The following is a 23,415-nucleotide window of genomic DNA, read 5'->3' as shown; positions in this document are numbered from 1 at the left end:
ACCCCGCCTTTTTCGTCCAGGGACGGCGCGGCCAGGCGCCGAAACGCTTCGACGTGATCGACAAACTCGAATTCCTCATCACCGTCGCCAGCGAAAAGAGTTTTTCGCGCGCGGCGGAGTTGTGCGGGGTCACTCAACCGACCCTCTCCGCCGGCATCAAGCAGCTCGAGGATTCGCTCGGGGTCCTGCTCGTCAACCGCTCGTCGCGCTTCCACGGGTTGACGGCCGAGGGCGAGCGGGTTCTGGAATGGGCCAAGCGGATCGTGGGGGACGCCCGCGCCATGCGCCAGGAGGTGCGGACCCTGCGCGAGGGCCTCTCCGGCCAGTTGAAGATCGCCGTCATCCCGACAGCCGAGGGAATCGTCTCGGCGCTGACGACCCCTTACCGGGAAAAGCACCCGCATGTGCGCTTCAAGGTCATTTCGGCTTCATCCACCGAAGTGCTGGCCATGCTGGACAATCTCGAAATCGACGCGGGGATCACCTATCTCGACAACGAGCCGTTGGGGCGGGTGCGAACCGTGCCGCTTTGTTCGGAACGCTACAGGCTGTTGACAACCGCGGGCAATCCGCTGGGCGACCGCGAGCGCGTGACATGGGCCGAGGTCGGCCGCATCGATCTGTGCCTGCTGACCCCGGACATGCAGAACCGACGGATCATCGAGCGACTCATTGGCGCAGGGGACGCAGAGCCCGCGCCCATCCTCGAGTCGAACTCGGTCATTCTGCTCTACGACCATGTGAAATCCGGCCGATGGGCGACGATTCTCCCGGAAAAGCTCGCAAAAACAATGGGCGCTTCGCCGCCTCTGCGCTCGATTCCGATCGTCGAGCCGGAAGCGGGCTACGAAATCGGCCTGGTGGCGCCGCAGCGCGATCCGGTGATTCCGCTCGTTGGCGCGCTCGTTGCAGAGGCAAAGGCCTTGGCCGAAAGCGGCAGATTGGCCGATTGATAGGCAAGCCCTATGGCGCAACGGCCGAGACGCTATTGATCAGGACCGGGATTTCCGGCACTGTCCTTGGAACAAAACCAATCAAGGGCGCTTGTCTTGAGCTCGACGCCCAAAGCGAGGGAAGAAATGGCTGGCGCTGCTCCTTATAGCGACGAGCGGGCGCGGGAGATCATTGCGGCCCATATGGGCCTCGAAGGACCTGCACTCCCCATATTGCATGCGCTCCAGGCTGAATTCGGCTTCGTTCCGGACTCCGCCGTCCGTGAGATGGCCAACGCGCTGAACATCAGCCGCGCGGAAATGCATGGCGTCGTCACCTTCTACCACGATTTCCATACCTCCCCGCACGGCCGCCATACGCTGAAAATCTGCCGCGCCGAATCCTGCCAGTCTATGGGCGCCGAAAAGCAGGCGAACGAATTCCTGGCCCGCCACAAGCTCGATTGGGGCCAGACGACTCCCGACGGCTCCCTGACGGTCGAGCCGGTCTACTGCCTGGGCCTCTGCGCCCACAGCCCCTCCGCCCTCTACGACAACGAACCGATTGGATTGGTCGACGCCGAGACGCTCGACGAGCTGGTCGAGGAGGCGAAAGGCAAATGACCAAGATCTACATTCCCCTGGACATGGCCGCCGTGGCGATGGGCGCCGACCGCCTCGCCGCCGCCGTCGCCAAGGAGGCCGCCGCCCGCGGCCTGACGATCGAGATCGTGAGAAACGGCTCGCGTGGAATGCTCTGGCTCGAGCCCCTGATCGAGGTGGAGACTCCCGCGGGCCGCGTCGGTTATGGGCCGGCCAAGGCGAAGGACGTCGCCTCGCTGTTCGAGGCGGGCTTCCTGACCGGCGGCGCGCACCCCCTGAATATCGGGGTCGTCGACGAACATCCCTGGATGAAGCGCCAGAACCGCTTCACCTTCGTGCGCTGCGGGATTATCGATCCGCTCTCCGTCGCCGAATATGAGGCCCATGGCGGCTTCGTAGGGCTCAAGCGCGCTTTCGAGCTCGGCGCGCCGGCCGTCATCGAAGAAGTGACGAAGTCGGGCCTGCGCGGCCGCGGCGGCGCCGGCTTCCCGACCGGCATCAAATGGAAGACCGTGGCCGACGCGCCGGCGGACCGCCGTTACGTCGTCGTCAACGCCGACGAGGGCGACTCGGGCACCTTCGCCGACCGCATGATCATGGAAGGCGATCCGCTCTCGCTCATCGAGGGCATGATCATCTGCGGCTACGCGATCAAAGGCTCGAAGGGCTACGTCTATCTGCGCTCGGAATATCCCGTCGTCGCCAAAGTGTTTCAGGCCGCGATCGAGAAGGCCCGTGAAGCCGGCTGGCTCGGCGATAACATCAAGGGCTCGGGCTTCGACTTCGACGTCGAATTGCGCATCGGCGCGGGCGCCTATGTCTGCGGCGAGGAGACCTCGCTGCTCGAGAGCCTCGAGGGCAAGCGCGGCATCGTGCGCGCCAAACCGCCGCTGCCGGCCCATGTCGGCCTCTTCGGCAAGCCGACGGTCGTCAACAACGTCCTCTCCATGGCGACCATTCCGATGATTCTGGAGAAGGGCGCCAAGCATTACGCCGATCTCGGCGTCGGCCGCTCGCGCGGCACCATGCCGCTGCAGATCGCCGGCAATGTGAAATATGGCGGCCTGTTCGAAACCGACTTCGGCATCCCGCTCGGCGCGATCGTCAACGACATCGCCGGCGGCACGCGCAGCGGGCGTCCGGTCAAGGCCGTTCAGGTCGGCGGCCCGCTCGGCGCCTATGTGCCGGTGTCGCTTTTCGACCTTCCGTTCGATTATGAGGCCTTCGCCGCGAAGGACAGCCTCATCGGGCACGGCGGCCTCGTCGTGTTCGACGACACTGTCGACATGCTCTGGATGGCGCGCTTCGGCATGGAGTTCTGCGCGATCGAAAGCTGTGGAAAGTGCACGCCTTGCCGCATCGGCTCGACTCGCGGCGTCGAGACGATCGACAAGATTAGCAAGGGTCAGGACGTCGAGAAGAACATCGAGCTTCTCAAGGACCTGTGCCACACGATGAAGTTTGGCTCATTGTGTGCATTGGGCGGTTTCGCGCCTTATCCGGTCGAAAGCGCTCTTCGTCATTTCCCAGAAGACTTCCGCAAGCCGGCCCTTGAAGCCGCTGAGTGAGGTAGCCGCCATGACGCTTATCAAAGAGATTGATTACGGGACGCCACAGTCCAAATCCGAAAACATGGTCACGCTGACCATCGACGGAAAGAGCGTCACTGTTCCGGAGGGCACCTCCATCATGCGCGCGGCGATGGAGGCGGGAACCGAAATCCCGAAGCTCTGCGCCACGGACAGCATCAAGGCGTTCGGCTCCTGCCGCCTGTGCGTGATCGAGATCGACGGCCGCAACGGCACGCCGGCTTCCTGCACCACGCCGGTCGCGCCCGGCATCGCCGTCAAGACCCAGACCCCCCGCCTCGCCGCCATCCGTCGCGGCGTGATGGAGCTTTATATCTCCGACCACCCGCTCGACTGTCTGACCTGCGCCGCCAATGGCGACTGCGAATTGCAGGACATGGCCGGCGCGGTCGGCCTGCGCGACGTGCGCTACGGCTATGACGGCGCCAACCACGTCTTCGCCCGCAACAGCGGCGAGGCGAACTTCAACTGGAAACCGAAGGACGAGTCGAACCCCTATTTCACCTATGACCCGTCCAAGTGCATCGTTTGTAACCGCTGCGTGCGCGCCTGCGAGGAAGTGCAGGGCACATTCGCGCTGACGATCTCCGGCCGCGGCTTTGATTCGCGCGTGTCGCCCGGCATGGACGAAGCCTTCATGGAGTCGGAATGCGTCTCCTGCGGCGCCTGCGTGCAGGCCTGCCCGACCGCGACGCTGACCGAGAACTCCGTCATCGCCATCGGCCAGCCGGAGCATTCCGAGATCACCACCTGCGCCTATTGCGGCGTCGGCTGCACCTTCAAGGCCGAGATGCGCGGCGAGGAAGTCGTCCGCATGGTCCCCTGGAAGGACGGCAAGGCCAATCACGGCCATAGCTGCATCAAGGGCCGCTTCGCCTATGGCTACGCCCATCACGGGGACCGTATCCTGGACCCGATGATCCGCGAGTCGATCGACGAGCCGTGGCGGGTCGTCTCCTGGGACGAGGCTCTGACCTTCGCCGCCGACCGTCTCAGCGCCGTGCAGGCGAAATACGGCAAGGGGTCGGTTGGCGCGATCACCTCGTCGCGCTGCTCGAACGAAGAGACCTATCTCGTTCAGAAGCTCGTGCGCGCCGGCTTCGGCAACAACAATGTCGACACCTGCGCCCGCGTCTGCCATTCGCCGACCGGCTATGGCCTCAACCAGGCCTTCGGCACCTCGGCCGGCACGCAGGACTTCGACTCGGTCGACGAGGCCGACGTCATTCTCGTCATCGGCGCCAATCCGACCGACGCCCATCCGGTGTTCGGCTCGCGCATGAAGGCGCGCCTGCGTGATGGCGCCAAGCTGATCGTCATCGATCCGCGCCGCATCGACCTCGTGCGGTCGCCCCATGTTGAGGCCGACTACCATCTGGCGCTGAAGCCCGGCACCAATGTCGCGATGATCACGGCGCTCGCCCATGTCATCGTGAAGGAAGGCCTCGTCAACGAATCCTTCGTCCGCCATCGCTGCGACTGGGACGAATTCCAGGCCTGGGCCGATTACGTTTCGCTCGACCGCAACAGTCCCGAGGCCCTCGAATCCGTCCTCGGCGTGAAGGCCGAAGACATTCGTGGCGCGGCGCGTCTCTATGCGCGCGGCGGCAATGCCGCGATCTATTACGGCCTCGGCGTGACGGAGCATTCGCAAGGCTCGACCACCGTGATGGGCATCGCCAATCTCGCCATGGCGACCGGCAATCTCGGCCGCCGCGGCGTCGGCGTGAACCCGCTGCGCGGCCAGAACAATGTGCAGGGCTCCTGCGACATGGGCTCGTTCCCCCATGAACTGCCGGGCTATCAGCACATTTCGGGCGCGGCCGCGCGGTCGGTGTTCGAGGCCGACTGGGGCGTCAAGCTCGATCCCGAGCCCGGCCTGCGCATTCCCAACATGTTCGACGCGGCGATCGAGGGCCGCTTCAAGGGTCTTTATCTGCAGGGCGAGGACATTCTCCAGTCCGACCCGGACACGCGCCATGTTTCGGCGGCGCTCGCCAATATGGAAATCGTGATCGTGCAGGACCTGTTCCTGGTGGAGTCGGCGCATTATGCGCATGTCTTCCTGCCGGGCTCCTCCTTCCTCGAGAAGGACGGCACCTTCACCAACGCCGAGCGCCGCATCCAGCGCATCCGCAAGGTGATGACGCCGAAGAACGGCTATGGCGACTGGGAGATCACCCAGCTCCTCGCCAACAAGCTCGGGATGAAGTGGAACTACAAGAACCCGTCCGAGGTCATGGACGAGATCGCGCGGCTCACGCCGTCGTTCCACAACGTCTCTTACGACCTGCTCGAGGAAGTGGGCTCGGTGCAGTGGCCGTGTAACGACGACGCGCCGGACGGCATGCCGATCATGCACATCGACGGCTTCGCGCGCGGGAAGGGCAAATTCGTCATCACCGAATATGTCCCGACCGACGAGAAGGTGGGGCCGCGCTTCCCGCTGCTGCTGACCACCGGCCGCATCCTGTCGCAGTACAACGTCGGCGCGCAGACCCGCCGCACCGAGAACAGCCGATGGCATGAGGAAGACGTGCTCGAAATCCATCCGCATGACGCGGAAGAGCGCGGCGTCTGCGAGGGCGATTGGGTGAAGGTTGCGAGCCGCGCCGGCGAGACGACGCTGCGCGCCCAGATCACCGATCGCGTGGCGCCCGGCGTGGTCTACACGACCTTCCACCACCCGCTGTGCAACACCAATGTCGTGACCACCGACAATTCGGACTGGGCGACCAACTGTCCGGAATACAAGGTGACGGCCGTTCAGATCTCGAAGAGCAACGGCCCCACCGAGTTCCAGGAGAAGTATCGCGAACTGTCCGACAATGCGCGGCGGATCGCGAGCACCATCGACGCGGCGGAATGATCGACATACCGTCGCCGTCTCTTCGGGTAGATTGCCTGGCGCGCCGTCACGATGTGACGGCGCGCTCTTCACGCGTGATCCCCGAGGAGACGCCGATCGCCTTTACCTATGGCGGGTCCACCCATGCGGTGATGATGGCGACGCCCGCCGATCTCGAAGATTTTGCGGTGGGCTTCGCGATCACCGAAGGGCTGGTGGACCGCGCGGAGGACGCCGGCGCAGTCGAGGTGGTGTCGTCCGAGTTGGGCGTGGAATTGCGCAGCTGGCTCGGCGGCGGGCGCCAGGAGGCCTATGCCGACCGGCGCCGCTCGATGGCCGGCCCGACGGGTTGCGGGCTCTGCGGGGTCGAAAGCCTCGAGGCGGCGACGCGCAGCCTGCCGACGCTCGACAATGCGCTCACCGTGACGGCGGAGGGGCTCATCGAGGCGATGGATCGTATGCCGGGGGCGCAGACGCTCAATCAGGAGACGCGCGCCGTGCATGCCGCGGCTTTCTGGAATCCCGGGTCCGGCGCGCTGATCGTGCGCGAGGACGTCGGCCGCCACAATGCGCTCGACAAGCTCGCCGGCGCGCTGGCGCGCCAGGGCCTCGCCGCATCGCAGGGCGTCGTGCTGATGACGAGCCGCGTCTCCGTCGAGCTCGTGCAGAAAGCCGCCCGGATCGGCGCGCCAATCATCGCCGCCGTGTCGGCGCCGACCGCACTGGCGGTTCGCAGCGCCGAAAAATGCGGTATGACGCTCGTGGCCGTGATGCGGGGCCGCGATTTCGAAATCTTCACCCATCCAGGACGCATCCTCGAACAGGTTTCCGCTCATGTCGCATGATTCAGTTGAGAAGCTCGTGAAAATGGCCAATCAGATCGGCGCCTTTTTCGGGGCGCAGAAGATCGGCGCCGCCGCCGGCATGGCCGAGCATCTGCGCAAGTTCTGGGCTCCCCACATGCGCGAGACCATCTGCGAACATGTCCGCCATGGCGGCGTCGGCCTCGAGCCGATCGCCATCGAGGCCGTCAAGATCCTCGACGCCGAGAAGAAGGGCGCGGCCTGACGCCAGCCTGTCCGTAAACGGAGCGGCGCGTCCGGCCCCCAAGACTGCCGCCCGTCGCAGCATCCCATACGCGCGGTCCAGCGCGCCTTTCCCGAGCTTCGCGCGAGAGCGAAAACCAGCATGACGACAGATTCAACTTGCCCGTGCCGCATGATCGACGCCGACAAGCGCGACTATGTCGATTGTTGCAAGCCCTATCTCGAGGCGGGCAAGGCGCCGCCGACGGCGGAAGCGCTCATGCGATCGCGCTATACCGCCTTTGCGCAAGGCGACGTCGACTATCTGGAAGCGACCTTGGCGCCCGGAACCCGCGACGATTTCGACCGCAAGGCGATCACCCACTGGGCCAGACAGTCGCAATGGCTGGGTCTCGAGGTGCTCTCGACCGAGGACGGGCAGGAGGGCGACGAAACCGGCTATGTGGAGTTCATCGCCAATTTCAGTCTCGACGGCGAACGCTATGCGCATCGTGAGCGCTCGCTCTTTAGCAAGGTGGACGGCCGCTGGTATTTCCAGGAAGAGGCGAACCGCAAAAACCAGCCGATCGTGAAAGGCGCCCAGCCGGGCCGCAATGATCCCTGTCCCTGCGGCTCGGGCAAGAAATACAAAAAGTGCTGCGGCGCCGCCGCCTGAGACTTGGTTGTTAACTGTCCATTAAGCCCGTTTGGGCATTCTCATTTTCAATGGCGCAGCTTCCGATAGAGTTGTGGCGTCGATCTGTAAAATCGCAAGCCGCGTATTCAGTCGATTAGTTGCTTCGGACGGGCTCGCGCCCGCGGCATGACGCCTTATCCGATGAGCCGGCGCGACACCGGCATGTCCCTTACATGTTCTCAGTCCAACAAGGGACATCCTCAAATGGCTAGCATTCTCGTAAACCCATCTGCGATCACCGCCCTCCAGTCGCTGCGCACCACCCAGTCGGCGTTGAACAAGACGCAACAGGAGGTCTCGACCGGCTTGAAAATTTCGAGCGCGGCCGACAACGCCTCGACATGGTCGATTGCCGAGACGATGAAGTCCGACAAGACCGTTTTGGCGACCATCAGCGACTCGCTCTCGGGCGCCAACTCCGTGCTCAACGTCGCCGCCGCGGCCGTCAAGAGCGCGATCACTGTCATGAACGACATCAAGAATGGCATTGCGCAGGCTCAGCAGCCGGGCGCTGATACGGGGAAAATTTTGACGAGCCTGGCGCAGCTCGGCAAGCAGCTCTCGAGCATCGTGGCCTCGGCGAATTTCACCGGCTTGAACGTTCTCGACGGCTCCCAGACCTCGGTGAAATTCATCGCGTCTTACACCGACGGCGCGGGCGCCAATAACTCCTCCATCGCCACAATCGACCTGACGCCGACGACGCTGATCGACAGCGCGGGCGCCGGCACGGGGATTTTGGAACAGGCGCAGGGCGGCGCGGCCGGCGCCGCGACGAATTTCACTTCGCTCGCCGCCGGCGATCTTGCTGCGGCGACGATCGCCGATACGCTCACCAACGCCGACAAGGCGCTGTCCGATCTCACGACCTACGCCGCCGAGATCGGCGCGACGCAGACCCGCGTGACGCAGCAGAACGATTTCATCAAGACGATGAGCGAGGCGTTGACCACCGGCGTGTCGTCGCTCGTCGACGCGGATATGAATGAAACGTCGACCCGCCTGCAGGCGTTGCAGACGCAGCAGCAGCTCGGCGTCCAGTCGCTCTCGATCGCGAACCAGAACGCGCAGATGATCCTGAAACTCTTCCAGTAAGGTTCGAGTGAAATCATGGCCGCGGCTCACGAGTCGCGGCCTTTGCTTAGGCTTGTGGTTGACTACTTGCTTCGGACGGGCGAGGCCCGTGGCATGACGCCTTATCCGTGGAACCGGCGCGACACCGGTATGTCCCTTGTATTTTTCTCAACCGAAAAGGGACAACGAAAATGGCCAGCATCCTCGTAAACCCCTCCGCCATCACCGCGCTTCAGTCGTTGCGCTCGACTCAGGCGGCGTTGAACAAGACGCAGCAGGAGGTCTCGACCGGCCTCAAAATCGCCAGCGCCGCCGACAACGCCTCCACCTGGGCCATCGCCGAGACGATGAAATCGGACAGAGCCGTGTTGTCGACGATCAGCGACTCGCTTTCTGGCGCCAATTCCGTGCTGAATGTCGCAGCCGCGGCGGTGAAGAGCGCCATCACGGTCATGAACGACATCAAGAACGGCATCGCGCAGGCGCAGCAGCCGGGCGCTGATACGACGGAGATTCTCACGAACTTGCAGCAGCTCGGCAAGCAGCTCTCGAGCGTCGTCACTTCTGCCACCTTTACCGGGCTCAACGCGCTCGACGGCTCGCAGACCAGTCCGCTGAAATTCATCGCCTCCTACGCGGACGGGGCCGGCGCGAACAATTCCTCGATGGGCACGATCGATCTGACGCTCACCACCTTGATCGACAGCGCGGGCGGCGGCGCGGGCATATTGGAGCAATCGCAGGGCGGCGCGGCCGGCGCCGCGACGAATTTCACTGCACTCGCGGCTGGCGATCTTGCTGCGGCGACCATCGCCGATACGCTCACCAACGCCGACAAGGCGCTGTCCGATCTCACGACCTACGCCGCGGAGATCGGCGCGACGCAGACCCGCGTGACGCAGCAGAACGAGTTCATCAGGACGATGAGCGAGGCGTTGACCACCGGCGTGTCGTCGCTCGTCGACGCGGATATGAATGAGACGTCGACCCGCCTGCAGGCGCTGCAGACGCAGCAGCAGCTCGGCGTCCAGTCGCTCTCGATCGCGAACCAGAACGCGCAGATGATCATGAAGCTGTTCCAGTAAGCTTCAGGCCGGGCGGGCCGCTATAGACGAGCGGCCCGCCTAGTCGTTTTGTTATTAACCTTTTGTTAATAGATCGATTACAGCTCGTCGCGCAACGCTCGCGCAAGCCCGTGCGCGGACTCTTGGCGTCAAAGGAACAGGGGACGCCTGCTTCGACGCCATGGATCATCTCAGCCTATTCTTCGATAATCTCAAGGCGCTCGGCGGCAAGAAGCTCGCCGCGCTCGGGCTCATCTTCGCGCTCGTCATTGGGATCGTCTCCGCCGCAGCCTATTACCTTTCGCGTCCTGCATTCGAGGTGCTGTACGCCGGGCTCGACCGAGAGGACGTGAGCCGCATCGGCGCCGCGCTGAAGGCGAGCAATATCGCCTTCGACGTAAGCCCGGAAGGGAATGCCGTGTCCGTTCCCTACGGCCAGACCGCGCAGGCGCGTATGCTGCTCGCAGAGCGCGGCCTGCCGCAGAGCGCCAACGCCGGCTACGAACTCTTCGACAAGGTCGGCGCGCTCGGCCTCACCTCCTTCATGCAGGAGGTGACGCGGGTGCGCGCGCTCGAAGGCGAGCTTGCACGCACCATCCAGCTCATTCGCGGCGTCAAGGCGGCGCGCGTTCACATCGTCATGCCCGATGAAGGTTCGTTTCGCCGGGCCAAACAGCCGCCGTCGGCCTCGGTCATCATCCGCACCGAGGGGCCCGACGATTCCAGCGCTGCTCAGGCCATCCGTCATCTCGTCGCCTCGTCGCTGCCCGGCATGACGGTCGATCAAGTGACGGTGCTCAACACGGACGGCATGATCCTCTCATCCTCCGATGGCGAAGCGACCGACGCCGTTCCGGTGAAGACGCTGGCGCTGGAGAAGAGCATTTCAAAAGACATACAGGACAATATCCGACGAACGCTCACGCCTTACCTGAGGCTCCCCAATTTTCAAGTGAGCGTGCGCACGCGCGTCAACACCGATCGTAAGCAGACCAATGAGACGATCTTCGATCCGGAGTCGCGCGTCGAGCGCTCGACCCGCACCGTGAAGGAAACGGCGCAGTCGCAAAACAACAGCGGCGCGCAGTCCACGACCGTCGAGCGCAACATCCCGCAAAACGGCGCCAGCGGCGGCGATACGAAGCAGTCGAACGACGAGAGCAAGAAAAGCGAGGAGCTCACCAATTACGAACTCTCGTCCAAGACGGTGACGACGGTAAGCGGCGGGTACACGATCGAGCGCCTCTCGGTCGCCGTGCTGATCAATCGCTCCGCTTTCGCCGAGCCAGGCAAGGAGCCGCCGAAGCCTGAAATCGTGGAAAGGCAGCTCAAGGAGATTGAAATGCTCGTGTCCTCCGCCGCGGGGCTGAGCAAGGAGCGCGGCGACGCGCTCAAAGTGTCGGCGGTCGATTTCATGTTCAACGAGCACGAAATGACGCCGGAAGAAAATCCGGGCTTCGTCGCCACGCTCCGCAGCCATCTCGGCGCGATTATCAATGCGCTGACGGCGATCGGCATTGCGGCGGTCATCGTGATCTTTGGCCTGGCGCCCGCGCGTCGCGCGCTGCTGGCCGAGGCGCCGCTGGCGCAGGAGCGCATCGAGCCGCCGCCTTTGGCGTCGCCAGGGATCGCGCCGCTCACGCCGCCCGAACCGCCGCTCGCCATTGAACCCGCTTTCGACTCGCCGCCGATGCTTCAAATCCCCGACGAAGGCCTGTTGCCGGGCTCGGCGCTCTTCGAAGGAATCGTCGAAGCGGCGAAGGAGAGCGCGCGCAAAAAGCTCGAGCGCTTGATCGAGCAGGACGACGCCCACGCCGCCGCGATCATGAAGCAATGGATGAGGTCTTAAGGCCGCGCCATGAACATTCACGACGTTTCCGCCTATCTCCTGCGCTTCGACGAGCCGCCTCGGCTGCCCCCGCCGACGCCGATCCTCGAGACATTGTTCGAGCCGTCTATAGAGGGGCTGGGCGAAGAGCCCGCGCCCGAATCTGTCGCGCCTCCTTCCGTCGATCTCGAGGCGCTGCGAAGCGCCTTCGATGAAGAGCTCGCCGCCGCCCTCGAACAGCAGCAGGCCGCGCATGAGGAGAGCTTGCGCCAGGCGCGGACGCAATGGATCGAGCAGCAGGGCGACGTCCTTGCGCGGCGACTTTCCGAAACCCTCGCCCAGGCTTTCGACGCGCTGAGGGGCGACGTCGCCCGCATTCTGGCGCCCTTTGTCGCGCGGGAAGTCGAACAAACGACGGTCGACGAGCTGACGGACTCGATTCGTCGCGCCATCGCCGACGACTCCGCGCCCGCGATCCGGCTCGAGGGTCCAAGGGATCTCATCGAGAAGATGGCCGAGACATTCGCTGCGCAACAGGCGGCGGCGATCCTCACTGAAAGCGACGGCGTCGACGTGACAGTTGATTTCGGCCTGACCAGGATCGAGACGCGACTCGAGGCGTGGATGCGCCGTCTGTGCGACAGCAGGAGCTATGGTTCATGAGTCACAACGGACCCCCGATCATCGTCAAGAAAAAGGTGGAAGCCGAAGAGGAGCATCACGGCGGCGTGTGGAAGCTCGCTTTCGCGGATTTTATGACCGCAATGATGGCCTTTTTTCTGGTCATGTGGCTCATCAACTCGACGTCCAAGGAAACGAAGGCGGTCATCGTTCAGTATTTCAATCCCCTCCAGCTCGTCGACGTGACCAAGGCGCACAAGGGTCTTCGCGATCCCGCGACGGGCTCGGAGGGAAAGAGCGCGATCAATCCGCCCGTGCCTCAAAAACAGGGGAACGGCGAGCCCAAGGATTCGGAGGCGGCGCTGCAGCGGGACCCATTGCAGGCGCTCGACGCGATCGCGCAGGAGGAGCCGCGGCCCAATGCGCGGCCGGCCTCAGCGCCGCGCGATCCGTTCGACCGTTCTCTCAAAAAGGAGATGCGCCCGGCCGCAGAGTCGGGGCCGGCCGAAGATCCGCTTTCGCACGAAAAGCCCAATCCGAAGCAGAGTCCGGCCGCCGCGGGCGAAGCTGCGGCGATGGCGAGCGCGCTTCAGACAGATATCGAGAAGATCGCGGCGCAAGAGGCGCACGCGCCGAAGGTGGAGGTCAAGCAGACGGATGAAGGCCTGCTGATCAGTCTCACTGACGACGCGAATTTTTCGATGTTCGACGTCGGCTCCATCAAGCCGAAGCCGCAGCTCGTGCGAATCATCGGCGAGATCGGCAAAATTCTCGCCGCGAGAAAGGGCGCGGTGGAGCTCAGGGGCCACACCGACGCGCGCTCTTACATGGGCAAGAACTACGACAATTGGCGCCTCTCGAGCGATCGCGCGACGGTGGTCAATTACATGCTGGTGCGCGGCGGCCTGCCGGCGGCGCGCGTCGAGCGGATCATCGGCTTCGCGGAGCGGCGGCCAAAGAACGCCAAGGATCCGCTGTCGCCTGTCAACCGTCGGATCGAGATTCTGCTGCGCGGAGCCGAGCGATGACGCATGTCGGACGCGCCGTCGTCTTTCTCGCGGCGTTGCACGCGAGCGGCGTTGCGCGAGCGGAGGATTTCGCATCGATGGTGCGCGATCTCAACGCCATGCAAAATCTCATGGCCGTGGGCAATAGCGCGGCGCGGGATCGGGCGGCGAAACAGTTCGACCTCATCGACATGGCGATTGAGACCGTCGAGCCCGAGGGCTGGCGAGACGAACGCAATGTGCGCGCCGCGATCGTGTATCTCCTGTGCGGCGGCGCTGCGGCGAGATTGCGTGAAATTCACGAGGCGCAATTCGTCGGCGGCGAGCTCGCCGGCTTGCTCGGCGCGAGCGTCGAATACGCGGATGGCCGCGAAGGCGGCATTCCCAAGGCGCTGATGGAAATGAATGCGCGCGACCTTCCGCCTGTCGTCGGCGGCCATCTGGCGCTCGTGCAGGGCGGCGCGCTGATCGGCGTCGACAATGCGCGGGCGACCGCCCTGTTCGATCTGGCGCGCCTGCTGATGCCGGGCTCGCTCGTGGAGGAAGCGGCGCTGCGGCGCGAGATCGCCATCCTCGACCCCGTGCGCGAGACCGGCAAGCTCGCGATGCTCGCCGGACGCTATATCGCCAAATACGCCGCCTCGCCCTATGCGCAGAACTTCTGGGAGGCGTTTCGCCGGGCGACGGTCGAAGAGAAGACGATCGTCGATCGCCCCGGACCCTTCGAGCCGCTCGTCGACAAGGCGCCGACGACCTTGCGCCTATCCTTTTATCTCGCATTGGCGCGAGGGGCGCTGCAAAGCGGCAAATTCGATCCCGCGCGGAAGGCGATCGACAAGGCCGCCGTCTCGGCGACGACCCCGGCCGCCCAAAAGCGGATCGACGCCTATCGCAGCATCCTTGTCGCGCTGACGGAGGAGCGGGGCGGCGAGGATCTGCGGGCGCTCGAGCAAAAGCGGCTCGAAAAGGAAGACGCCGAGCTGGTCGCGCTCGCGTCGAGCGTCGTGTCGCGGCTCTCCGCGAGAGTCGAGCCGGAGCCGCGGGCCGACGAAGCCCCCTATGAGATGGCTGAGACCGTGCGTCGCGCCCTCGCCCAAAGCGACGAGCTGTTGAAAAGGTCAGCGCGCCCATGACGAACCCTTTGAGCGACGCCATGGGCAGCGCCATGCTGTCCTTGCTGCAAGCCGGACGCATCGCGCCGGACAGCGGCGCCAATCCGCAGGACGCCCCGGCGGGCGGCGACTTTGGCCGCCTCCTCGACAATCTGAGCGACAAGACCGACGCGCCGCCAGCCGACGCGGAGGAGGAGATGGCGGCGCCGCTGACGAATGCATCGCCTTTCTCGCTGCGCTTCTTGCTGACCGCCGACGCGTCGCCTGAAACGGCCGCCGCAATCCCCTTGGTGGACGCAGCCCTGGCGGCGCCGATCGAGTCCGCGCCTTCGCATGAAGAAGAAGATGGCCGCGCCGCGCAAGAGGCGCGCGCCGAGGGGCCGCAGGGCGTATTCTTAGCGCCGGCCGCACCGCTTCCTCCGCTTCAGACGCCCCCGCCCCCCCCTCCACCCGCGACGGCGCAGCTTTCCGCCGCTCAGCCCGGCTCTGCGGAGGCGCCTGATGCGGCCGCCGTCGCGCCGGCGCCGGCGCGCGCCCTGGCGCAGCCGCTCGCTGCGCAACAGTTGGCCCCTGCGCCACAATCGGTGGCGCAGCCAACGAGCCGGTCTGCGGCGTTCCTGTCCCCGCCAGCCCCGCCGGCGTCCGGCGCGTCTCCATCCGGGACGGACGCCGGCGCGGCGAGGGAGCCGTCGCTCGACCATGTGCAGGGTCCCGCCGTCGCCATCCCGGATAAGCAGCGGCGCCTGCAAGACGCCGGGGATATTGCGACGCCAAGGGAGCTTTCTGAGCCGAGGCAGGACGGCGGGGAAGGGCGCGAGACGCCCAATGTCTCATCGAGCGACGCGCGAGAAGACCGCGCCGCGGCCGCGCCGGTCGAGGGCATATCCATCAAACTGGCGCCGTCGTCGGAACTTGCTCCCTCGCCGCTTTTGAAGATCAACGTCGGCGAGATCGTCACGCACCTGCCTGTCGTTGTCGCGCAAACGCTGGTCGCGTCGCCCGGCGCCGACAGCGCGGGCGCCGACGCGTCGGCCGCTGGCCACACCGCGGCGCCGACGTTCGAAAAGCCTGCGGAGGTTGTGAAGATTTTGAGGTTCCAGGTCGAGCCGGCGGCGCTTGGAACGATCGCCGTCAGGATGCGGGTGACGCATGCAAAAGTCGAGATTCAGCTCGACGCGGAATCCCCAAGGACATCGACTTTGCTCATGGACGCGCGCGACAATCTCACCTCGGCGATCGGCGAGACAGGCATGACGCTCGAGTCCTTCAAGGTCAATCTGAGTCCGCCTGTCTCAGCTGCTGCGTCCGGGCAGGATCGCGCGGGCGTTGACGATCAAACGGCGCGTTTTGCGTCACAGCGCGGATTCGACAATGACCAAAGATCCGATCAGCGTCGGCAGCATCAGTCGCCGGCCCGCCAGCGGCAGAGGCGCGACGAGACGCCTGCTCAGACTGGGCCTCTTGGCGTTATTTTGTAACCCGGCCCAGGCGGCGGAAACGATCTGCGAAGCCGAAATGATCCGCGCGTCCCGCGAGACCGACGTGCCGCTCGCCGTTCTCTACGCCGTCGCGCTTACCGAGACCGGCCAACGCGGCGCGCTGCACGCCTACGCGATGAACATCCACGGGCGCCCCTCTTTCAACGCGACGCTCGCCGACGCGCTTTCGACATTCGACCAGGCGCGTCGACAGGGCGAGAGCCTCGTCGACATTGGCTGCATGCAGATCAACTACCGTTATCACGGAAAACAGTTCGCCTCGGTCGAAGAAATGTTCGATCCGGGGAAGAATGTCGACTATGCGGCGCGATTCCTCGCATCCTTGCACAAGAAGGAAGGCAGCTGGACGGCGACAGTCGCGCGCTACCACGCCGGGCCCGGCAATGCGCCCGCCCAGCGCACGTATGTCTGCGCCGTCATTCGCAACATGGTCGCAAGCGGCTTTGGCGCCTGGACAGAGGCGGCCATGGCCTTCTGCGGCCCGTAGCGCTCCTCGAAAAACAGGCTCGGGCAAGTCCCATAACTTATCCAGAGCTTGTCGAACGGCAAGAAAGAACCTGATGAAATGAGCTTCGTCATTGGTCTCATCGTAACGATGGGCTGCATGCTTGGCGGCTTTGCAGCGCTCGGCGGCCATCTGATTGTCCTTTGGCAGCCCTGGGAATTCGTCATCATCATGGGTTCCGCGCTCGGGACCTTCATTGTCGCGAACCCGATCAAGGTCATCAAGGACACGGGCAAGGCCATCGTTCAGGCGATCCTCGAGAAGACCCCGAAGCGGCGCGATTACCTCGACATTCTAGGCCTTCTTCACGCCTTGATGCGCGAATTGCGCAGCAAGTCCCGCACCGAGGTCGAGGGCCATATCGACGCGCCCAACGAATCTGCGCTTTTCACAGCATTTCCAAATGTCTTGAAAAATCCCGAGATCACGACGTTCATTTGCGACTATTGCCGGCTTTACATCATCGGCAATGTGAAGACCTTCGAGATCGAGGCGCTGATCGACGAGGAAATCTCCGCCATTAAGCAGGACAAGCTGAAACCCTATCATGCGCTGACCGCAATCGGCGACGGCCTGCCGGCGCTCGGCATTGTCGCGGCGGTGCTCGGCGTCATCAAGGCGATGGGCGCGCTCGATCAGTCTCCGGAACTGCTCGGCGGCCTCATCGGCGCCGCCATGGTCGGCACATTCGCCGGCATCTTCGTCTCTTATGGAATCATGACGCCGCTCGCCTACAAGGTGAAGGTGGCCCGCACCAAGGATTGTCACGTCTTCTTGATCATCAAGCAGACTTTGCTCGCCTTCATGAATGGGGCGCTGCCGCAGGTCGCGATCGAACATGGGCGCAAGTCCATTCCGGCCTATGATCGGCCATCGATCGACGAAGTCGAGAATGAAACCATCAACGGCGGCGCAGCGGCGGCCGAAGCAGCATGATCCTCAAAGAAGCATTCAAAGAGGGCGGCGAGGAGCTGGTGCTCGTCGGGGACGCGACGATCGATCGCATGCCCGCGCTCACCGCGATCTTCGAGGAAACAGGCGCAAATTTCGCACGCTTTCTCAGCCGCTACGCCAACGGAATCGTCGTTACGACCGAGAATTTCGAAGGCAGCCGGGTTCACGAGCTGGCGGAGAAATACGGAGCGCTGGGCAAAATCTACGTCTTTAGAAGCCAGGAGAATGACACCCGCTTGGCTGTCGCCGTCGACGGGGTCTTTCGCTGCCTTACCTTCGAGCTTCTGCTCGGCTCCGGCGTGATCGACGCCACGCTCGACAGGCCGCCAACGCGCATCGAAGACCGCATCATCGCCTATTGCGTTACGAAGCTCGTCTCGGGATTTGCAGACGCATTTTCGAGCCTGTCGAGGCTTACCTACGATCGTGAGCCCTCGCTCGAGGGGTCGGGTTTCTTCGCGCTCGGCTCCAAGGCGACCGTGGCCGCGCTTGTGCGCATGACGATCCGCTATGGCGACTACGCTGGCCAAATCCTCGTCGCATTGCCGCGCAGCGCGCTCGATCCCTTCCGCGATGCGCTGTCTCGAACGCCAGGCGCGGAAGGAAAGGCGACCGACGAGAAATGGTCGGAAAACCTCTACCAGAATCTTGTGCGCACCGAGGTTCGGGCCGAGGTGCGCCTGGAGGCGCGCGGCTTCACTCTCGGCGACATATCGCGCCTCGAGGTCGGCGACGTGCTACGGCTGCCGATCGCGCCGACGGATCCCATCCGCGTCGTCGCCGAGGGACGGACGCTGTTCTGGTGCACGCTCGGTCAGAAAGACAATATGTATACGGTGAGGCTCGAAGAATTTTCAGATGAGCGCGAATCCTACATAGAAAACATCCTGGGCGTTTGAGACGGACGAAGGAGGATCGCGATGATCGACGATTTGGAAATCGATGGACTTGTTTCCTCCCCGTCTCTGGACGAGGGCCCGTCGCTCGCCGGCATTGAAGACGAACAGAAAGTAAGCTCCAAGCGCATCGACTCCATCCTGCGCATCCCTGTTGTCTTGCAGGTTGTGGTCGGTTCCGCGACGCTGCCAGTGTCAAATCTTTTGAAACTCGGGCGCGGCGCCGTCGTGCCGCTCGATCACCGCGTCGGCGATCCCGTCGACGTCGTCGTCAACGGACGCACCATCGCGCGCGGCGAAGTTGTCGTCGTCGAGGAAGACGGCGCGCGCTTCGGCGTTTCACTGACCGAGATCTGTGAACCGCAGAGCGAGCAAATACGGCTCTAGAAGTCGACTCCGGCATGACGATTCATACCCCGCAGGACGCTGGCCGCCCGTTTGGAGGCCCTGAAAAGATTGCAGCTGTGCTGCTCGCGCTCGATCGGGAGGCGTCGAGCCGGGTGTTGAAGCACTTCGACCACGGCGAACTCAAGCAGATCGCCCGCGTCGCGGCGACGCTCGACGTCGTGCCGTCGGCGACGCTCGAGGAGATTTGCACGGGCCTGATCGAGGAAATCAGCAACGGCCAGCCCGATCTGCAGGGCGGCGAGTCGGTCGCAGAGGATCTGCTGGCGAGCGCTCTGCCGGACGAGCAGGTCGCCGACATCATGTCGGAGCTGCGCGGGCGGTCCAACAAGTTTCTTTGGCGGCGCATCGGCGCGCTCTCCGATCAGTTGCTGGCGGGTTATCTCACGAATGAACATCCTCAGACGGCCGTCATTATGTTGTCGCGCGTCGATCCGGCGGTCGCCGCCCGCGTGCTGGGGCTGTTGCCGAGCATGTTGCGGTCGCAAGCCATGCGGCGGATGCTCGTCTCGAAGCCCGTCTCCGAACATGTGCTGCATATTGTCGAGGAGGCCCTGCAGGAGGACCTCTTCGCCGCGGCGAGCGCGCCCTCGACCAATGAAGTCAGCGCGCGCGTAGCAGGCATCGTCAATCAGCTCGAACGGGAGCAGATCGTGGAGATTATCGAGGGCATCGCTCAATCCGAGCCGGTTCTCGCCGAGCAGCTCAAATCGATGATCTTCTCTTTCGAGGATATCGTAGGCCTGAGCGAGCGCGCGCGCATGATCATTTTCGATCAGGTGCAGATCGACCGGCTGATCCTGGCGCTGCGCGGCGCCGACGCAGCGGTGCGCGCGGCGGTGGTCCCTTGTCTCTCCACGCGCACGCGTCGCATGGTGGAGGCGGAGCTTGCGTCCGCGTCCGAGCCGCCGCGTAAGGAAGTTGTCGCCGCGCAGCGCGAGATCGCCAGTCTTACCTTGCGGCTTTCCAGCCAGGGGCTCATCGATCTCGCCGCCGAGCGGCGCGGCGAGGCGGCCTAAGTGTCGGAAAGCGAAGACGCCGATTCCAAAACGGAAGAAGCCACCGATAAGAAAATCGCCGACGCGCTGGAACAGGGCAATGCCCCCGTGTCGCGCGACGTTCCGTCCGCCTTCGGGATTCTCGGGCTTCTCGGCGCCCTTGCCTTCCTGGCCAAAGCGAGCGTCGCGCAGCTTTCTCACTCACTTCGACTTCTTCTTGGAAACTCCGGCGCGCTGCCGCTGCGGTCGGACGGCGACGCCTCTCGCTATCTCGAGGCTGTCGCCTTCGAACTGGCGCGCTTTCTGACGCCCTTCCTTCTCGTCGCTGTGCTGTCCGGCTTGGTGGGGGCCTTCGTGCAGGGCGCGCCGCGATTGGTGCTCACCCGCATCATGCCGGACCTGTCGCGGCTCTCCCCGATGGCGGGTCTCGCCCGGTTCATCAGCCTCGCCTCGGTTCTGGAAGTTGCAAAATCAGCGATAAAGATTCTCATCATCGGAGCCGCGATGGCCATCGTCGCCTCGGGCGACCGCTCCCTTTACGCCGATGCGATGCGCATGGAGCCGGCGACGCTGCCCTCCATTGCGCTGCGGCTCGTCATTCATCTGACCAGCGTCGTCGCGATCGCGATGTCGCTCTTGGCGCTTGCGGACTTTTTCTGGACACGTTTCAAGTGGCGCCGCGATTCCGCATGAGCCGGCAAGAGCTCAAGGAAGAACTCAAGCAGTCCGAGGGCGACCCGCTGGTGAAGGCGCGCATGCGCTCTCTCGCGATGGATCGCTCGCGACGCCGCATGCTCGCCGCGGTGCCCAACGCAAGCTTCGTTATCGCCAACCCGACGCACTACGCAATTGCGCTGCGCTATGTGCGTGAGGAGGGCGGCGCGCCATTGGTGCTGGCCAAGGGGAAGGATCTCATCGCGCTCAAGATCCGCGAAGTCGCCCAGGAGCATGGCGTGCCGGTGCTGGAGCGCAAGGAGCTCGCGCGCGCCATGTACGACATTGTGGAAGTGGACAAGATGATACCGCAGGAATTCTACCGGCCCGTCGCCGAGCTGATCCATTTCCTGGATAACGTCTCGCGTTCGCGGGCGCCCGGTCCGTCATGAACCCGCGCGCCGAGGGCGTGCATGCTGGGGATGATCTGCGCCTAAAGCTCAGCTTTCTTCGCGAATCTGGTCTTCGGGCCTGAACACCTCGCTCGAGAAAACTAAAAGCACGGCGTCCGTAGAGCGGTAAGTTGTCTCCTTCCACACCGGCTCCTCGATGAGCAGGGCGTGGCCATCCGATTGCAAGGCGACGGTTTCTGTCCTCCCCCCGAGGCGCATGGTGACGGCGATTTGTCCCGATAGGCGTAGCAACAGCTGGTATCCGCGACGCTGGGCATGGCCGGCTCGCGTCGTTCCCGGCGGCGCTCTGTCGACGACAAAGGCGCGTTTGGGGAAAAACGGAAGCGCTTCAAAGTCGACCGGCAACAAGGCGCCCCTCGGCTCGGCGATTGGTTCAAACTCCAGAAGCAAAATTCTCCCATCGAAGAAGCGCGATCGTGTCCTTGGCGGGCAAGGGGGGCCGCTTGGGCGCATTGGAGGCCTGCTTTCTGAAAGCTTCAAGTGCAAATGAGTGCTGCGATCACATCGGCGGCTTCGGCTATTCCCGACCGCTCCACCGCCGGCGCAGGCGGTCTCGACAGAAGGAATTCGAGCGCCTGACGAAACTCTTCCACGCCGCAGTCCAAGGGCAGTTCAGAAAATTGCACGTGTTCCTTGGCCCATGCGACAAAGAATGGCGTCTCAGGCCAGTCCTGGCGGGTGAGCATAAGCAAGCGCACGCCGTTGCACGCGGCCTCTGCCAGCGTCCCGTACCCTTCCTTACTCACCACCGCGTCGACAGAGGCCAGAACATCGATGAACGGCATCGGAAGATCCGCAAGATTCGCCGCTCTGGGCGCGTCGATTTGGGAGGCGTCTCGGACGATCCAGAATATGTCAGCGTCTCGGGGAAGGCGAAAGGAATGATCCCCCGGCGAACCGCCAAACGTCACCAGGACGAGTTTCTGCCCGGGCGGCACATCGAGAAGTCGGCGCAACTCTGCGCCTCTGCGCGCCCCTATTCGAGCCAGCGGGCCGATCGAACGCCGGTTCGACAGATATTCCATGGGCATATGCGGTGTCGTCTGTAGAAAGACGCACGCCGACTGATAGGCCCGCTCGATCTGCTCCCCGATTCTATCGTGTGTCTTCGTGAAGAATTGCCGAGCGTCTCGCCAATTGTAACAACACAGCGCGACAGCAGGGAGCGAGAGACGTTCCGCTGCGGCGAGGCTGACATAGGGGATATCGCTCACCAACAGATCGGGCTCGAATTCGGACATTATTTCCGCGCGGACGCTCACATTTTGCGCCCACGCGTCGTGGAAGCGTCGGAACGCCGCCTCGGTCGCATCCTTGTTTACTGACAGGGGACCGTACATCTCGAGCGTCGGCTCGGGCGGCAGCGGCGCATAGTGGAGATCACAGCCGATAAATTGCTCGACCAGGGCTGGCGAATAGGCGCTCCGCACGGTGACGTGGAGATCGGACGAGGCCGCCTTAAGCCGCGCGATGAGCGGCGCGACCTGCGCCAGGTGGCCTAACCCGTGCGCCGAGACATCAACCAGCAGATTTCTGCGCTTCTTCATCGAACCCAAACAGAGATCACATCCGTTCGTCGATCCAGCGGCAAAGTCGATCCAAACCCTCTTGGAGGTCGACCTGGGGCTCCCATCCGAGGTCTGCGCGAGTCTGCTCGATTTCGCTCGAGGCGTGACGAACGTCGCCATGTCGGTATTTGCCGCAGACGTGCGGAGCCGGGGCGTTGTAGCGAGCGGCGATAATCCGTGCCGTCTCGCCGATCGTGGCGGCGCGGCCGGAGCCTATGTCATAGGGCTGCGCCGAAGGAGCCCCACAAAGGGCGACTTTGGCGAGCGCTCGGGCGACGTCGTCGATGAAAACGAAATCCCGAAGCATGCAGCCGTCTTCGTAAAGTGGAATGCTCTGCCCGGCCTTGGCGATCCTGGCGAAGAGAGGCAGGATCCCCGTATAGGAATTGGTCAGCGACTGGCCTGGCCCATAGACGTTCTGAAGGCGAAGCGTGACGACCTCCGAGCCGAAGGCGTGACTCCACGCCGACATCAAATGCTCTTGGGCCAATTTCGTTGCGCCGTAGACGCTGATCGGGCTGGGTCGCGTCGACTCGGCTGAAAACGGGCGGGGTGAAAGCCCCGGGAAATCCCATTGGCCTGCCTCGAGCTGGCTTCTCGTGCGTTGGCCAGGATAGACGAGGCCGCCTTCGGCGTTGCGCCACGCGCCTTCGCCGTAGACGGCGCGGCTGGATGACAGCACGAAGCGCTTCGGCGCCATCGCATGGCGCGCCAGTCCGTCCAGAAGCTGAGCGGTTCCCACGACATTGACGGCGGCATGGCGCGTCGCCTCCGTCAAGGATTGACCGGTGCCGGTCTCCGCCGCCAGATGGATGACGACCGTCGGATCGAAATCCGCGAAAAGGCGATCCCACGTTCCGGCTTCCGTGACATCGGCGACATGGAGAGCGGCGTGGGGAGCGAGCGCATCCGGACGACGATGGTCGGCGTGAATTTGAGGATGAAGATTGTCTACGACGACAAGCTCGTCGAAGGCGCCCGCGAGCTCTCTCGACAGGGCGCAACCGATAAATCCGGCGCCGCCGGTGATGAGACAGGTATTTTTCGACATGGGTTTTACTTT

Annotated in this window: 22 protein-coding genes and 1 pseudogene; 20 read left to right on the top strand and 3 right to left on the bottom strand. The window is 63.9% G+C overall.

Annotated elements, in window-relative coordinates; genetic code table 11:
- Positions 1-53: 53 nt before the first annotated feature.
- The 20 genes and pseudogenes from RVU70_RS04035 to RVU70_RS03940 all read left to right on the top strand — a co-directional run bounded on the left by RVU70_RS04035 (position 54) and on the right by RVU70_RS03940 (position 20,763).
- Positions 54-953, top strand: a complete 900-nt coding sequence (locus RVU70_RS04035) for a LysR family transcriptional regulator (protein WP_363351211.1) — start codon at positions 54-56, stop codon at positions 951-953.
- Positions 954-1,079: 126 nt separating this feature from the next.
- Complete coding sequence (locus tag RVU70_RS04030; protein ID WP_363349797.1) at positions 1,080-1,556, top strand: formate dehydrogenase subunit gamma; 477 nt, start codon at positions 1,080-1,082, stop codon at positions 1,554-1,556.
- Positions 1,553-3,103, top strand: a complete 1,551-nt coding sequence (locus tag RVU70_RS04025) for an NADH-quinone oxidoreductase subunit NuoF (protein WP_363349796.1) — start codon at positions 1,553-1,555, stop codon at positions 3,101-3,103. Before RVU70_RS04030 ends, RVU70_RS04025 begins: the two co-directional genes overlap by 4 nt.
- Before the next feature lie 10 nt (positions 3,104-3,113).
- Positions 3,114-5,993 (top strand): formate dehydrogenase subunit alpha, encoded by a 2,880-nt coding sequence (gene fdhF, locus RVU70_RS04020; RefSeq protein WP_363349795.1) that lies wholly within the window; start codon positions 3,114-3,116, stop codon positions 5,991-5,993.
- Positions 5,990-6,817 (top strand): formate dehydrogenase accessory sulfurtransferase FdhD, encoded by an 828-nt coding sequence (gene fdhD, locus RVU70_RS04015; RefSeq protein ID WP_363349794.1) that lies wholly within the window; start codon positions 5,990-5,992, stop codon positions 6,815-6,817. The genes fdhF and fdhD overlap by 4 nt, the downstream gene beginning before the upstream one ends.
- Positions 6,818-6,839: 22 nt before the next feature.
- On the top strand, positions 6,840-7,040 hold the full coding sequence (locus RVU70_RS04010; protein WP_363349793.1) for a formate dehydrogenase subunit delta: 201 nt from the start codon (positions 6,840-6,842) through the stop codon (positions 7,038-7,040).
- 120 nt (positions 7,041-7,160) lie between these two features.
- Entirely contained in the window at positions 7,161-7,673 is a 513-nt protein-coding gene (locus RVU70_RS04005; RefSeq protein ID WP_363349792.1) for a YchJ family protein, read from the top strand.
- A gap of 225 nt (positions 7,674-7,898) precedes the next feature.
- Positions 7,899-8,789, top strand: coding sequence for a flagellin (locus tag RVU70_RS04000; RefSeq protein ID WP_363349791.1), 891 nt, complete (start codon positions 7,899-7,901; stop codon positions 8,787-8,789).
- 170 nt (positions 8,790-8,959) lie between these two features.
- The gene (locus RVU70_RS03995) at positions 8,960-9,853 is read left to right on the top strand and encodes a flagellin (RefSeq protein ID WP_363349790.1); all 894 of its coding nucleotides are present in this window, start codon (positions 8,960-8,962) and stop codon (positions 9,851-9,853) included.
- Positions 9,854-10,013: 160 nt separating this feature from the next.
- Complete coding sequence (gene fliF / locus RVU70_RS03990; RefSeq protein WP_363349789.1) at positions 10,014-11,681, top strand: flagellar basal-body MS-ring/collar protein FliF; 1,668 nt, start codon at positions 10,014-10,016, stop codon at positions 11,679-11,681.
- Between the two features lie 9 nt (positions 11,682-11,690).
- Entirely contained in the window at positions 11,691-12,323 is a 633-nt protein-coding gene (locus RVU70_RS03985; protein WP_363349788.1) for a hypothetical protein, read from the top strand.
- On the top strand, positions 12,320-13,309 hold the full coding sequence (locus RVU70_RS03980) for a flagellar motor protein MotB (RefSeq protein WP_363349787.1): 990 nt from the start codon (positions 12,320-12,322) through the stop codon (positions 13,307-13,309). The genes RVU70_RS03985 and RVU70_RS03980 overlap by 4 nt, the downstream gene beginning before the upstream one ends.
- Positions 13,306-14,421 (top strand): hypothetical protein, encoded by a 1,116-nt coding sequence (locus tag RVU70_RS03975; protein WP_363349786.1) that lies wholly within the window; start codon positions 13,306-13,308, stop codon positions 14,419-14,421. Before RVU70_RS03980 ends, RVU70_RS03975 begins: the two co-directional genes overlap by 4 nt.
- Complete coding sequence (locus tag RVU70_RS03970) at positions 14,418-15,878, top strand: flagellar hook-length control protein FliK (protein WP_363349785.1); 1,461 nt, start codon at positions 14,418-14,420, stop codon at positions 15,876-15,878. The genes RVU70_RS03975 and RVU70_RS03970 overlap by 4 nt, the downstream gene beginning before the upstream one ends.
- Positions 15,879-15,915: 37 nt before the next feature.
- On the top strand, positions 15,916-16,386 hold the full coding sequence (locus RVU70_RS03965) for a transglycosylase SLT domain-containing protein (RefSeq protein WP_363349784.1): 471 nt from the start codon (positions 15,916-15,918) through the stop codon (positions 16,384-16,386).
- 78 nt (positions 16,387-16,464) lie between these two features.
- Positions 16,465-17,340 carry a flagellar motor stator protein MotA gene (gene motA / locus RVU70_RS03960; protein ID WP_363349783.1) on the top strand — a complete coding sequence of 292 codons (876 nt, stop codon included), beginning with the start codon at positions 16,465-16,467 and terminating at the stop codon, positions 17,338-17,340.
- The gene (locus tag RVU70_RS03955) at positions 17,337-18,257 is read left to right on the top strand and encodes a FliM/FliN family flagellar motor switch protein (RefSeq protein ID WP_363349782.1); all 921 of its coding nucleotides are present in this window, start codon (positions 17,337-17,339) and stop codon (positions 18,255-18,257) included. Before motA ends, RVU70_RS03955 begins: the two co-directional genes overlap by 4 nt.
- 21 nt (positions 18,258-18,278) lie before the next feature.
- Positions 18,279-18,641, top strand: a complete 363-nt coding sequence (gene fliN, locus RVU70_RS03950; protein WP_363349781.1) for a flagellar motor switch protein FliN — start codon at positions 18,279-18,281, stop codon at positions 18,639-18,641.
- Positions 18,642-18,655: 14 nt separating this feature from the next.
- Positions 18,656-19,678, top strand: coding sequence for a FliG C-terminal domain-containing protein (locus RVU70_RS03945; protein WP_363349780.1), 1,023 nt, complete (start codon positions 18,656-18,658; stop codon positions 19,676-19,678).
- Positions 19,679-20,763: pseudogene (locus RVU70_RS03940) on the top strand (flagellar biosynthesis protein FlhB). It begins immediately after the preceding gene.
- 48 nt (positions 20,764-20,811) lie between these two features.
- Here the strand turns inward: RVU70_RS03940 and RVU70_RS03935 are convergent.
- From RVU70_RS03935 to RVU70_RS03925, 3 genes are read right to left on the bottom strand one after another with little or no spacing between them, the layout of a single operon-like run.
- On the bottom strand, positions 20,812-21,237 hold the full coding sequence (locus RVU70_RS03935; protein ID WP_363349779.1) for an FdtA/QdtA family cupin domain-containing protein: 426 nt from the start codon (positions 21,235-21,237) through the stop codon (positions 20,812-20,814).
- A 23-nt stretch (positions 21,238-21,260) separates the two neighbouring features.
- Complete coding sequence (locus RVU70_RS03930; RefSeq protein WP_363349778.1) at positions 21,261-22,331, bottom strand: hypothetical protein; 1,071 nt, start codon at positions 22,329-22,331, stop codon at positions 21,261-21,263.
- A 16-nt stretch (positions 22,332-22,347) separates the two neighbouring features.
- Positions 22,348-23,403: an NAD-dependent epimerase/dehydratase family protein gene (locus RVU70_RS03925; protein WP_363349777.1), complete on the bottom strand. Its 1,056-nt coding sequence runs from the start codon at positions 23,401-23,403 to the stop codon at positions 22,348-22,350.
- Between the last annotated feature and the right edge of the window lie 12 nt (positions 23,404-23,415).

This window comes from Methylocystis echinoides (assembly GCF_040687965.1).
Lineage (GTDB): Bacteria > Pseudomonadota > Alphaproteobacteria > Rhizobiales > Beijerinckiaceae > Methylocystis > Methylocystis echinoides_A.
This window is presented reverse-complemented; position numbering and strand designations above follow the sequence as displayed.

What these genes read in the sequence shown, in the direction of transcription:
- motA (WP_363349783.1), top strand. Translation starts at nt 16,465, where the DNA reads ATGAGCTTCGTCATTGGTCTCATCGTAACGATGGGCTGCATGCTTGGC.
- RVU70_RS03930 (WP_363349778.1), bottom strand. Translation starts at nt 22,331, where the DNA reads ATGAAGAAGCGCAGAAATCTGCTGGTTGATGTCTCGGCGCACGGGTTA.
- RVU70_RS03975 (WP_363349786.1), top strand. Translation starts at nt 13,306, where the DNA reads ATGACGCATGTCGGACGCGCCGTCGTCTTTCTCGCGGCGTTGCACGCG.
- RVU70_RS04030 (WP_363349797.1), top strand. Translation starts at nt 1,080, where the DNA reads ATGGCTGGCGCTGCTCCTTATAGCGACGAGCGGGCGCGGGAGATCATT.
- fliN (WP_363349781.1), top strand. Translation starts at nt 18,279, where the DNA reads ATGATCGACGATTTGGAAATCGATGGACTTGTTTCCTCCCCGTCTCTG.
- RVU70_RS04025 (WP_363349796.1), top strand. Translation starts at nt 1,553, where the DNA reads ATGACCAAGATCTACATTCCCCTGGACATGGCCGCCGTGGCGATGGGC.
- RVU70_RS03980 (WP_363349787.1), top strand. Translation starts at nt 12,320, where the DNA reads ATGAGTCACAACGGACCCCCGATCATCGTCAAGAAAAAGGTGGAAGCC.
- fdhF (WP_363349795.1), top strand. Translation starts at nt 3,114, where the DNA reads ATGACGCTTATCAAAGAGATTGATTACGGGACGCCACAGTCCAAATCC.
- RVU70_RS04005 (WP_363349792.1), top strand. Translation starts at nt 7,161, where the DNA reads ATGACGACAGATTCAACTTGCCCGTGCCGCATGATCGACGCCGACAAG.
- RVU70_RS03955 (WP_363349782.1), top strand. Translation starts at nt 17,337, where the DNA reads ATGATCCTCAAAGAAGCATTCAAAGAGGGCGGCGAGGAGCTGGTGCTC.
- fliF (WP_363349789.1), top strand. Translation starts at nt 10,014, where the DNA reads ATGGATCATCTCAGCCTATTCTTCGATAATCTCAAGGCGCTCGGCGGC.
- RVU70_RS03945 (WP_363349780.1), top strand. Translation starts at nt 18,656, where the DNA reads ATGACGATTCATACCCCGCAGGACGCTGGCCGCCCGTTTGGAGGCCCT.
- RVU70_RS03970 (WP_363349785.1), top strand. Translation starts at nt 14,418, where the DNA reads ATGACGAACCCTTTGAGCGACGCCATGGGCAGCGCCATGCTGTCCTTG.
- RVU70_RS03985 (WP_363349788.1), top strand. Translation starts at nt 11,691, where the DNA reads ATGAACATTCACGACGTTTCCGCCTATCTCCTGCGCTTCGACGAGCCG.
- fdhD (WP_363349794.1), top strand. Translation starts at nt 5,990, where the DNA reads ATGATCGACATACCGTCGCCGTCTCTTCGGGTAGATTGCCTGGCGCGC.
- RVU70_RS03965 (WP_363349784.1), top strand. Translation starts at nt 15,916, where the DNA reads ATGATCCGCGCGTCCCGCGAGACCGACGTGCCGCTCGCCGTTCTCTAC.
- RVU70_RS04010 (WP_363349793.1), top strand. Translation starts at nt 6,840, where the DNA reads ATGGCCAATCAGATCGGCGCCTTTTTCGGGGCGCAGAAGATCGGCGCC.
- RVU70_RS03995 (WP_363349790.1), top strand. Translation starts at nt 8,960, where the DNA reads ATGGCCAGCATCCTCGTAAACCCCTCCGCCATCACCGCGCTTCAGTCG.
- RVU70_RS04000 (WP_363349791.1), top strand. Translation starts at nt 7,899, where the DNA reads ATGGCTAGCATTCTCGTAAACCCATCTGCGATCACCGCCCTCCAGTCG.
- RVU70_RS03925 (WP_363349777.1), bottom strand. Translation starts at nt 23,403, where the DNA reads ATGTCGAAAAATACCTGTCTCATCACCGGCGGCGCCGGATTTATCGGT.
- RVU70_RS03935 (WP_363349779.1), bottom strand. Translation starts at nt 21,237, where the DNA reads ATGCGCCCAAGCGGCCCCCCTTGCCCGCCAAGGACACGATCGCGCTTC.